At 71.9% G+C, this 10472-nt stretch carries 9 protein-coding genes; 6 read left to right on the top strand and 3 right to left on the bottom strand.

The window, feature by feature from the left end; translation table 11 throughout:
- The coding region (locus ACTJJP_RS16455) for a hypothetical protein (RefSeq protein WP_440776060.1) at positions 1-181 on the top strand (181 nt) is incomplete at its 5' end.
- A gap of 607 nt (positions 182-788) precedes the next feature.
- Here ACTJJP_RS16455 and ACTJJP_RS16450 read toward each other — a convergent pair.
- The 3 genes from ACTJJP_RS16450 to ACTJJP_RS16440 all read right to left on the bottom strand — a co-directional run bounded on the left by ACTJJP_RS16450 (position 789) and on the right by ACTJJP_RS16440 (position 5056).
- A complete protein-coding gene (locus tag ACTJJP_RS16450; RefSeq protein ID WP_440776059.1) occupies positions 789-2612 on the bottom strand; it encodes a thioredoxin domain-containing protein in 1824 nt (607 codons plus the stop codon).
- A gap of 19 nt (positions 2613-2631) precedes the next feature.
- On the bottom strand, positions 2632-3468 hold the full coding sequence (locus tag ACTJJP_RS16445; protein WP_440776058.1) for an aldo/keto reductase: 837 nt from the start codon (positions 3466-3468) through the stop codon (positions 2632-2634).
- Positions 3469-3670: 202 nt separating this feature from the next.
- Complete coding sequence (locus ACTJJP_RS16440; RefSeq protein WP_440776057.1) at positions 3671-5056, bottom strand: PLP-dependent aminotransferase family protein; 1386 nt, start codon at positions 5054-5056, stop codon at positions 3671-3673.
- A gap of 128 nt (positions 5057-5184) precedes the next feature.
- Between ACTJJP_RS16440 and ACTJJP_RS16435 the strand changes: the two genes are divergently transcribed.
- Genes ACTJJP_RS16435 through ACTJJP_RS16415 form a run of 5 tightly spaced genes read left to right on the top strand, consistent with a single transcriptional unit; the run spans position 5185 to position 10390 of the window.
- On the top strand, positions 5185-6033 hold the full coding sequence (locus tag ACTJJP_RS16435; protein WP_316004920.1) for a nitrilase-related carbon-nitrogen hydrolase: 849 nt from the start codon (positions 5185-5187) through the stop codon (positions 6031-6033).
- Between the two features lie 2 nt (positions 6034-6035).
- On the top strand, positions 6036-7472 hold the full coding sequence (gene hydA, locus ACTJJP_RS16430; RefSeq protein ID WP_440776056.1) for a dihydropyrimidinase: 1437 nt from the start codon (positions 6036-6038) through the stop codon (positions 7470-7472).
- 11 nt (positions 7473-7483) lie between these two features.
- Positions 7484-8593, top strand: a complete 1110-nt coding sequence (locus ACTJJP_RS16425; protein ID WP_440776055.1) for a TIGR03842 family LLM class F420-dependent oxidoreductase — start codon at positions 7484-7486, stop codon at positions 8591-8593.
- A 7-nt stretch (positions 8594-8600) separates the two neighbouring features.
- Positions 8601-9587 (top strand): ABC transporter permease, encoded by a 987-nt coding sequence (locus tag ACTJJP_RS16420; RefSeq protein WP_440776054.1) that lies wholly within the window; start codon positions 8601-8603, stop codon positions 9585-9587.
- Positions 9584-10390, top strand: coding sequence for an ABC transporter ATP-binding protein (locus tag ACTJJP_RS16415; RefSeq protein ID WP_440776053.1), 807 nt, complete (start codon positions 9584-9586; stop codon positions 10388-10390). The genes ACTJJP_RS16420 and ACTJJP_RS16415 overlap by 4 nt, the downstream gene beginning before the upstream one ends.
- Positions 10391-10472: the final 82 nt, after the last annotated feature.

The raw sequence follows: 10472 nt of genomic DNA, 5'->3' as shown, positions 1-10472 counted from the left end.
GAGAAACGCGATCCGCGGGCAGAAACGCCTCGACACGTTGTTTCACCCCGCGGATGCCGTTTCTCGCGGCTGCGGCGACGGCGGTGCGGATGCCACAGCGCGGCGCGGCGGCGGCGGCGGCGCGGGCGCGGCGCGGGCGCGGCGGCGGCGGCGCGGCGGCGGCGTGGCAGCGTGGGCGTGACGGCGGCGGCGCGGCGGCGGCGCGGCGGCGGCGTGGCGGCGGCGTGGCGGCGTGGGCGTGCCGGCGGCGGCGAGGCCGCGTGGGCGAGGTGGCGGCGAGGCGGGGTGGGCGTGCCGAGAAACGCGATCCGCGGGCAGAAACGCCTCGACACGTTGTTTCACCCCGCGGATGCCGTTTCTCGCGGCTGCGGCGACGAGGCTGCGGATGCCACAGCGCGGCGCGGAGGCGGCGAGGCGGAGTCGGCGGCGTGGCGGCGCCGAGGCTGCGTGGGCGAGGCGGCGGCGGCGAGGCGGCGGCGTAGGCGAGGCGGCGGCGAGGCGGCGGCGGCGCCGAGGCTGCGTGGGCGAGGCGGCGCGGCGACGTGGGCGTGGCGGCGGCGGCGGCGGCGGCGAGGCTGCGTAGGCGTGCCGAGAAACGCGATCCGCGGGCAGAAACGCCTCGACACGTTGTTTCACCCCGCGGATGCCGTTTCTCGCAGCTGCGCTAGCGGGCGGCGCGGAGGCCGGTGGCGAGGGACGCCGACGACCACGGGGCGGACGCCGCGGATGCGGGCTGCTGCGGGACGCGCGTGTCGTGCGGAGGGGCGACGGGCCTCGGCGCCACGGCGTCAGACGAGTGCGGCCGGGTCGGTCGTCGGCAGGGCGCAGGTGAAGGCGCGGCAGTCGAACGCCGTCGCCTCACCGCGCAACGCGACCTTGCCCTCGAACAACTCGAACCCCGACGCGGCGAACGCGACGGCCTGCGCCGGCGACACCACAGCGACCACGTCGGCGGCGACCCGGCGGGCGGCGTCGGCGATCTCGGCATCGGGCTCCCCGACCACGACGACCTGTCGCGGTGCCGACGCCAGGCCGAGGGCGACCTCGAGGATCGCCCCGTGCGCGAGAGGTGCGGCTAGCGCCGTCTCAGCCGCGGCGCGGACGAGCGTGAGAGCGGCCGCACGGTACCGCTCCCCCGCCCCCAGACGCCAGAGGTCGAGCGCGGCGGCGGCGAACACCGACGGCCCGGAGGGCGACGCGCCGTCGCTGGGCACGCCGTGCGGCTGCATGCCCTGCGCGACGAGCACGGGATCGCCGCCACCCGGCGGATGGATGCCGTCGCCGCCGAGGCACTGGTCGACGAGTGCCCGCGCGCGCTCCGCGTAGGCGACGTCGCCGGTCGCGCGGGCCAGGGCGAGGAGGCCCCGAGCGAGTCCGCCGTAGTCCTCCAGCGTCGCGGGGGCGGAGGAGCGGACCTCGTCGAGGGAAGAGCGGCGGAGCGTGCCGTCGTCGGCGACGTTGCTCTCGATCACGGCGTCGGCGGCCCAGCGCGCAGCCTCGAGGAAGCGGGGATCGGTGCGGGTGCCCGCGAGGGCGAGAGCAGCGATCGCATGCCCGTTCCAGCCCGTGACGACCTTCGCGTCGAGGGCCGGGGGCTGAAGCCGCGCGCGCTCCTCGGCGGGCAGCCGGTAGTAACCGCCCTCGTTGCGGGCGCCCTCGATGACCGACTCGGAGTCCTGCGCGGCGGCGATCCCGCCGGAGGGCAGCTGCAGCACGTCGACGAGGAAACGAGCGGCGTCGGTGGCAGCCGCCTCATCGCCCGCTGCGAGCGCGACCTCGACGAGACCCGCGTTGTCGGTGAGCATGCGCTCGTAGTGCGGGACGCTCCAGTCGCGGCGGGTCGCGTAGCGGAAGAAGCCGCCCTCGACGGCGTCGTGGAGGTCGGATGCCACCATGGCGGCGAGGGCGCGGGACGCCACGGCGGTGGCATTTGGAGCGTTCGCGGCGAGGGCGCGGTGCTGCAGGAACCGCAGCACGGGGGTGTTCGGGAACTTCGGCGTCTCGAAGGCCGGGCCGGCGGCAAAACCGGCGTACTCGCGATCCTCGCGCGCGACGACGGTGCTCGCGGCGGCGGCGAGCTGCTCGAGAGAAGGGGCAGCGTCCGCGGGGGCCTTCGCTGCGGCCGCGAGCGCTTCGCGGAGCGAGGAACCGGTGGCATCCACCTCGCTTCGGCGCTCGGTCCACGCCTCGCGGACCGCGGCGAGCACCTGAAGGAACGAGGGCTGAGGCGGGCGCGGCGCGGGCGGGAAGTAGGTGCCGGCGTAGAAGACACGCCCCTCGGGGCTGGCGAACACCGTCAGCGGCCACCCGAGGTGGGGCGTGAAGGCGGACGCCGCGTCGAGGTAGGCGGCATCCACATCGGGATGCTCTTCGCGGTCGACCTTGATCGACACGAAGCCCTCGTTCAACGCGGCTGCGGTCTCGGCGTCCTGGAAGGACTCGCGTGCCATCACGTGGCACCAGTGGCAGGTGCTGTAGCCGATCGAGATCATCACGGGGACGTCTCTCTCGGCCGCGAGCGCGAACGCCTCGGCCCCCCACGGGAACCACGCGACGGGATTGTCGGCGTGGGCCCGCAGGTAGGGGCTCGAGGCGTTCGCGAGGCGGTTCATCTGCGCGGGTGCGCCGACCTCAGTTGAGGTCGTCGGGGTGGGTGCCCACGCGGCCCGAGCCGTCGCCCGGGTCGACGGCGTCGATCGCGGCCATCTCGTCGGCGGAGAGCTCGAAGTCGAACAGGTCGAAGTTCTCTGCCAGACGCTCGCGGCGCACCGACTTGGGGAACACGATGAAGCCGTGCTGGATGTGCCAGCGCAGCACGGCCTGGGCGGGGCTCTTGCCGTGGGCCTCTGCGGCATCCTTCACCGCGGGCAGCTCGAACAGGTCGTACTTGCCCTGGCCGAGCGGGCCCCACGACTCGATGTGCATGTCGTGCTCCTGGCCCCAGGCCGCGATCTCGCGCTGGCTGAGGGCGGGGTGCAGCTCGATCTGGTCGACGGCGGGGGTGACGCCCGTCTCGGCGACGATGCGATCGAGGTGCGGCACGAGGAAGTTCGAGACGCCGATCGAGCGGGTCTTTCCGGCTTCGCGGATCTCGATCATCTTCTGCCACGCGTGGACGTAATTGTCGTTCTTCGGCGTGGGCCAGTGGATGAGATACAGGTCGACGGCGTCGAGCTGAAGCTTCTGCAGGCTCTCGTCGATCGCGGCGAGCGGCTCGTCGCCCTCGTGGCGGTCGTTCCAGAGCTTGGTGGTGATGAAGAGCTCGTCGCGCGCGATGCCGCTGGAGGCGATCGCGCGACCCACGCCCTCTTCGTTCTTGTAGATCGCGGCGGTGTCGATGTGGCGATAGCCCACCTCAAGGGCCTCGGACACGGCGCGCTCGGCGTCGTCGGCGGGCACGAGGAACACGCCGTAGCCGAGCTGGGGGATGGAGTTTCCGTCGTTGAGCTGAACAGAAGGAACGGTCATGGCATCCACCCTAGAAGCCGCCTCCGACATCGGATCCGGGGGTTGACGGCCCTCAGGAGTTCGCGCCGCTAGGTCGGGCCCGGTGTGCGCAACTCCGGAGATCCGCACCGGCGAACCCGCCACCGCCCTCTGGTTGCGCGGACCGGGCACTGCGCGGCTGTCGTTTTACCGGAGTTGCGCACACCACCTTCCCCGCGACCTCTCACGACAGCGGCGGGGCGGATGCCGCCCGCGCGAGCGCGTCGGCGACGAGCCGCACGTTCTCGGTGACGGATCCCGCCGTCACCCGCACCCGCTGCTGTGCGGGACCGTCGGCGACGAACGGCCCACCCGCGGCCACAGCGATCCCCTCGGCGGCGAGGTGCACGACGGCGGCGCGCTCGTCGCGGACCGGCAGCCACAGGTTGATGCCGTCGGGTGCGCCCACGTCGATGCCGAGGCGGCGCAGGGCCGCCGCCATGCGGTCGAGCCGGTCGCGGTAGATGAGCCGGGCCGTGCGGACCGGCGCGACCGAGCGCGAGTCCGTGAGCAGTTCGAGGAGCACGCTCTGCAGCAACCGCGACGTCCACCCCGGTCCCAGCATCCGGCGACGCACGATGCGCTCGACGATGCGGGCGGGCCCGCCGAGGGCGGCGATGCGCAGATCCGGGCCGTGCGACTTCGAGAACCCGCGCACGTGCACGACCTGCGCGGGGATCCAGCGCGCGAGGGTGACCGCCGGGGCGGTGGCGATGAGGGCGGAGTGGTCGTCTTCGATGACGGTCACGGCCCGGCCGCCAGGCACGGTGAGCAGTACGTCGGCCAGGCGCCGCGCCCGTTCGACCGACATCGACACCCCGGTGGGGTTCTGCGCCCGCGTCTGCAGCACGAGTGTCGACGGACGCCGCGCGAGGGCGCGCGCCAGGGACGCGGGCAGGATGCCGTCGGCATCGCTCTCGAGCGGCATCGCGATCCCCCCGGTGGCCTCCACCAGGTCGAAGATGTAGGGGAATCCCGGGGACTCCACCGCGACCCGGTCGCCGAAGCGCACGACCTGCTCGACCGTGCGCGAGATGCCGTCGAGTGCCCCGTCGACGACGGTGAGCGCCTCCACCGTCCGCACCGGCCAGTCCTCGACGAGCGCATCGTGCAGCTCCGGAAGCACCGGAAGGTCGTGGTATCGGCCGGTGTCGGCGCGCGGACGCGCGCGCGAGAGCGCCCGCTCGAGCGAGGGCAGCATCGCGGGGTCGGGCGTGCCGAGCGAGAGGTCGAGACGGATGCCGTGGCCCCCGCGTCCGCCGAGTCCGCTGGGAGCGGCGACCGGCCGGCCCCCTCCCGTGGACATCCCCCGCACCCGCGGACTCAGCCACTCCCTCCGCTCCGCGCGGACGAACGTGCCGGAACGGCCGCGCGAGGTGACGACTCCCGCGTGGGCGAGGGCGCGCCACGTCGCCGCGACCGTCCCGGTGGACAGGCCGAGGTCGGCGGCCATCTGCCGCACGGTCGGAAGACGCTCCCCCGGCACGAGCGTGCCGTCGGTGACCAGCCGGGCGATCTCGGCCGCGAGCCCCGCGGCGGAGCGGGATTCGAGGGCGCGGGGCGAGAGCATGCGGCTCCAGTTAACGGCGAAGTCACCCGACGAAATCGTCGGGAAATGTTCAGGCGCGACAGTAACAGAACACCCCGCCAGAATGCGACCACCCGCATTGCCCGCGGGGCGGAGATCGAGGAGGACCCATGACGACGGTGCGAGCGGCCATCACGCAGACCACGTGGACCGGTGACAAGGAATCGATGCTCGACAAGCACGAGCAGTTCGCCCGCGACGCCGCGGCCCGCGGTGCGGAGGTGGTGTGCTTCCAGGAGCTGTTCTACGGCCCCTACTTCGGCATCACGCAGGACCAGAAGTACTACCGCTACGCCGAGCCCGTCGACGGCCCGATCGTGCAGCGCTTCGCCGCCCTCGCGAAGGAGCTGGGCCTGGTGAGCGTTCTCCCCATCTACGAGGAGGCCCAGACCGGGGTCTACTACAACACCTCGGTGCTCGTCGACGCCGACGGCACCGTGCTCGGCAGCTACCGCAAGAACCACATCCCGCACCTCGACAAGTTCTGGGAGAAGTTCTACTTCCGCCCGGGCAACCTGGGCTATCCCGTCTTCGACACCGCCGTCGGCAAGGTCGGCATGTACATCTGCTACGACCGGCACTTCCCCGAGGGCTGGCGGGAGCTGGGCCTGAACGGCGCCCACATGGTCTTCAACCCCAACGCCACCAAGCCGGGCCTGTCGAACCGCCTGTGGGAGGTCGAGGGGCCGTGCGCGGCGGTGGCCAACGGCTACTTCGTGCTGCAGCCGAACCGGGTGGGCCGCGAGGACAACGAGTACGGCGAGGATGCCGTGACCTTCTACGGCACGAGCCAGGTCATCGACCCGCGGGGCAACCACGTCGGCGCCGTGGGCTCGGCCGAGCACGAGGAGATCCTCATCCGCGACCTCGACATGGACCTCGTGCAGCAGATGCGCGACGACTGGCAGTTCTACCGCGACCGCCGCCCCGACACCTACGGCGAGATCGTGGAGGCCTGACGATGGCCACCACCCTGCTCACGGGAGGCACCGTCGTCTCGGCGACGGGCCGCACCGCCGCCGACGTGCTGCTGGACGGCGAGACGATCGCCGCGGTCCTCGCGCCGGGGTCGACCCTGCTGGGCCACGACCTCGCGGCATCCGTCGACACCGTCATCGACGCCACGGGCAAGTACGTCATCCCCGGCGGGATCGACGCGCACACGCACATGCAGCTGCCTTTCGGCGGCACGAGCGCCTCCGACACGTTCGAGACCGGCACCCGGGCCGCGGCCTGGGGCGGGACGACCACGATCGTCGACTTCGCCGTGCAGCGCGCCGGCGAGCGCGTGCAGGACGGCCTCGCCCACTGGCACGAGCTCGCCGCGGGCAACTGCGCGATCGACTACGGCTTCCACCAGATCGTCGGAGGGGTGGATGCCGACTCCCTCGCGGCCCTGCCCGGACTCATCGACGAGGGCATCTCGAGCTTCAAGATGTTCATGGCCTACCCCGGCGTCTTCTACGCCGACGACGTCCAGATCCTGCGCGCGATGCAGGTCGCGGCCGACACCGGGCTCTTGACGATGATGCACGCGGAGAACGGCCCCGTCATCGACGTGCTGGCCGAGCAGCTCATCGAGAAGGGCAAGACCTCGCCCTACTTCCACGGCGTCGCCCGCGCGTGGCAGATGGAGGAGGAGGCCACGCACCGCGCGATCATGCTGTCGCACCTGACCGGGGCGCCGCTGTACGTCGTGCACGTGAGCGCCAAGCAGGCCGTCGAGCAGCTCGCGTGGGCCCGCGACAACGGCCAGAACGTCTTCGGCGAGACGTGCCCGCAGTACCTCTACCTCTCGCTGGAAGACCAGCTCGGCGCCACGAGCGAGGAGTGGGGCGACTTCGAGGGTGCCAAGTGGGTGTGCTCCACCCCGCTGCGCTCGAAGCACGAGGGCCATCAGCACCACATGTGGCAGGCGCTTCGCACCAACGACATCCAGATGGTCTCCACCGACCACTGTCCCTTCTGCATGAAGGACCAGAAGACCCTCGGCCAGGGGGACTTCCGCGCGATCCCCAACGGCATCGGCTCGGTCGAACACCGCTTAGACCTCATGTACCAGGGCGTGGTGACGGGACAGATCACCCTCGAGCGCTGGGTGGAGCTGACCAGCACGACGCCGGCGCGCATGTTCGGCATGTACGGCAAGAAGGGCGTCATCGCCCCGGGAGCGGATGCCGACATCGTCGTCTACGACCCGGCCGGACACACGTCCATCGGCGTCGGCAAGACGCATCACATGAACATGGACCACTCCGCGTGGGAGGGCTACGAGATCGACGGACACGTCGACACCGTCATCTCGCGCGGCAAGGTCGTCGTCGACGACGGCGCCTACCTGGGCGCAGCGGGCGACGGCCGGTTCGTCAAGCGCGGTCTGAGCCAGTACCTGATCTGAGAGGAGACCCCATGGACTTCGGTGTCGTCCTGCAGACGAACCCCCCGGCCGCCCGCACGGTGCAACTCTCGCAGCTCGCCGAGGCGCACGGCTTCAGCCACGTGTGGACCTTCGACTCGCACCTGCTCTGGCAGGAACCGTACGTCATCCACTCCGCCATCCTGGCGGCCACCCGCCGGGTCACCGTCGGCCCGTTCGTCACCAACCCGGCGACCCGTGACTGGACGGTCACGGCGTCCACCTTCGCCACTCTCAACGAGATGTACGGCAACCGCACGATCTGCGGCATCGGCCGCGGCGATTCGGCCGTACGTGTGACGAACGGGCGCCCGACGACGCTGAAAGCGCTGCGGGAGTCGATCCACGTCATCCGCGAGCTCGGCAACTCCCGCGCCGTGGAGTACAACGGCGCGACCCTGCAGTTCCCGTGGAGCCGCGGGTCGGAGCTGGACGTGTGGGTCGCCGCCTACGGTCCGCTCGCGCTGAAGCTCACCGGCGAGGTGGGCGACGGCTTCATCCTGCAGCTGGCCGACCTCGACATCGCCGAATGGATGATCGCGACCGTCCGCCGAGCCGCCGAGAACGTCGGGCGCGACCCCGACGAGATCGCGTTCTGCGTCGCCGCCCCCATGTACATCGGCGAGGACACCCCCGAGGCGCGCGCACACATGATCGAGCAGTGCCGCTGGTTCGGCGGGATGGTCGGCAATCACGTCGCCGACATCGTCTCCAAATACGGCCCTTCGACAGGCTCAGGGACCCCTTCGACAGGCTCAGGGACCCCTTCGACAGGCTCAGGGACCCCTTCGACAGGCTCAGGGACCGAGGGGAACGTTCCCGCGGCCCTCACCGACTACATCGCGGGACGCACCGGTTACGACTACAACTCGCACGGCAAGAGCAACAACGACCACGTCGACTTCGTCCCCGACGAGATCGTGGAGCGCTTCTGCGTGCTCGGCACCGCCGAGGAGCACATCGCGAAACTCGAGAAACTCCGGGCGCTCGGCGTCACCCAGTTCGCCGGCTACCTCCAACACGACAACAAGGAGGAGACCATGCGGGTCTACGGCGAGACCGTGATCCCGGCGCTCACTCCCCCGGTGACGGCGAAGCGGTGACACGCCCGTGACCGACCAGGTGATCGACCCCGGCACGGCGGCTGCCGTCGAGACGGCGGACGAGGGGCGAATGCCGCAGGCCTCCGGCCTCCGTTCCTCCCGTGCCCGCACCGCCGCCGTGCGGGCGGGATGGGGCATCGCCGGAATCGCGGTCGTCGTCACCGCGTGGGAGCTCTACAAGACGTTCGGCCCCGCCGACGGACTCACGGTCGGCAGCGACAGATCGGCCGGGTCGGGCGTGATCCTGCTGCCCCGCACGAACGATCGCGCCATGCCGCACGTGTGGGACATGATCGCGCGGATGTTCGCGCCGACGAGCGGCGGCGACACCCCGCCGCTGATCGTGTCGGTCGCCGGAGCGGCGGGGATGACGCTGGGCCTCGCCGCCCTCGGCTGGGTGATCGGCGTCGTGGTCGGCTCGCTCCTGGGCATCGCGATGCAACGGTGGCGCCTCGTCGAGGCGGGGCTGCTGCCGTGGATCGTCGTGAGCCAGATCGTGCCGCTCATCGCCTTCGCACCGGTCGTCAACGCGATCGGCACCCAGGTCGACCGCTCGGGCTTCCCCTGGCCACCGTGGCTCTCGGTGGCGCTGATCTCGTCGTACCTCGCGTTCTTCCCCGTCGCCGTCGGCATGCTGCGCGGCCTGTCGGCACCCGACGCCCTGCACCTCGACCTGATGCGGGCGAACTCCGCCGGATGGTGGCAGATGCTCGTGCGCCTGCGGCTCCCGGCGGCCGTGCCGCACCTGCTGCCCGCACTCCGGCTCGCCGCCGCGTCCGCGGTCGTGGGTGCCGTGGTCGCCGAGGTCTCGATCGGCCTGCGGGGCGGCATCGGGCGCATGCTCATCCAGCTCGCCGGCCAAGCCTCATCCGATCCGGCTGCCCCGTGGGCGCCCACCTTCGGCACCGTCGTGATGGGACTCGTCGCAGCCGGCGGTGTCGCGCTCGTCGGGGTCGCTCTGCACCGCTTCCGTCGCGGAGAGGACACCGCATGACCACCCAGACCGCCACCGACCTCGCCGTCCGCGCCGCGGGCGTCGGCAAGGTGTTCCCCAGCGCCGGCGGCGAGGTGGCCGCCCTCACCGGGGTCGACCTCACCGTCGCCGCGGGCGAATTCGTGTCGCTCATCGGGCCCTCCGGCTGCGGCAAGTCGACGCTGCTGCGGCTCATCGCCGACCTCGACAGCCCCACCGGCGGCGAACTGACGCTGTACGGCAAGTCGGCGCGCCAGGCGCGACTCGACCAGGACTACGGCATCGCCTTCCAGCAGGCGGCTCTGCTGCCGTGGCTCAGCGTCGCGGCGAACATCGCCCTCCCGCTCGATCTGCACAAGTGGCCCCGCGCCCGCCGGGACGCCCGCGTGGCGGAGCTCGCCGAGCTCGTCGGCCTCACCGACTTCGTCGACCGCTACCCCGACCAGCTCTCCGGAGGCATGCAGCAGCGCGTCGCCATCGCCCGCTCCCTCGCCGCCCAGCCCCGGCTGCTGCTGATGGACGAGCCGTTCGGCGCGCTCGACGAGATGACGCGCGAGCGGCTGCAGTCCGAGCTCGCGCGGATCGCCGCCGAGACCGGGGCCGCCGTGGTGTTCGTGACGCACTCCATCCCCGAGGCGGTGTTCCTCTCCGACCGCGTCGTCGTCATGAGCCCCCGGCCGGGACGCATCACCGACGTGATCGACACCCGCCCCGGCCGCGCACGCGACGACGACCTGCGCGAATCGCCGGAGTTCTTCGCCCGCGTCACCGCCGTGCGCGAGGCGCTGCACGGCACCCCCCTCCACCGGGCGAACGAGCGATGAGCGGCGTCCGGCGCACGGTGCGCCAGCCCGCGGCATCCGGGATCCCCCGACGGACCACGGATGCCGTGACCCGAGTCGTCCG

This window comes from Microbacterium sp. 22296 (assembly GCF_052045385.1).
In the GTDB taxonomy this organism is placed as follows: domain Bacteria; phylum Actinomycetota; class Actinomycetes; order Actinomycetales; family Microbacteriaceae; genus Microbacterium.
Note: the sequence above shows the minus strand (reverse complement) of the source record. Positions and strands in the feature narration are given on the sequence as shown.

Bases quoted from the DNA above. Each gene is read 5' to 3' on its own strand.
- ACTJJP_RS16450 (WP_440776059.1), bottom strand. From the start codon at position 2,612: ATGAACCGCCTCGCGAACGCCTCGAGCCCCTACCTGCGGGCCCACGCC.
- ACTJJP_RS16445 (WP_440776058.1), bottom strand. From the start codon at position 3,468: ATGACCGTTCCTTCTGTTCAGCTCAACGACGGAAACTCCATCCCCCAG.
- ACTJJP_RS16440 (WP_440776057.1), bottom strand. From the start codon at position 5,056: ATGCTCTCGCCCCGCGCCCTCGAATCCCGCTCCGCCGCGGGGCTCGCG.
- ACTJJP_RS16435 (WP_316004920.1), top strand. From the start codon at position 5,185: ATGACGACGGTGCGAGCGGCCATCACGCAGACCACGTGGACCGGTGAC.
- hydA (WP_440776056.1), top strand. From the start codon at position 6,036: ATGGCCACCACCCTGCTCACGGGAGGCACCGTCGTCTCGGCGACGGGC.
- ACTJJP_RS16425 (WP_440776055.1), top strand. From the start codon at position 7,484: ATGGACTTCGGTGTCGTCCTGCAGACGAACCCCCCGGCCGCCCGCACG.
- ACTJJP_RS16415 (WP_440776053.1), top strand. From the start codon at position 9,584: ATGACCACCCAGACCGCCACCGACCTCGCCGTCCGCGCCGCGGGCGTC.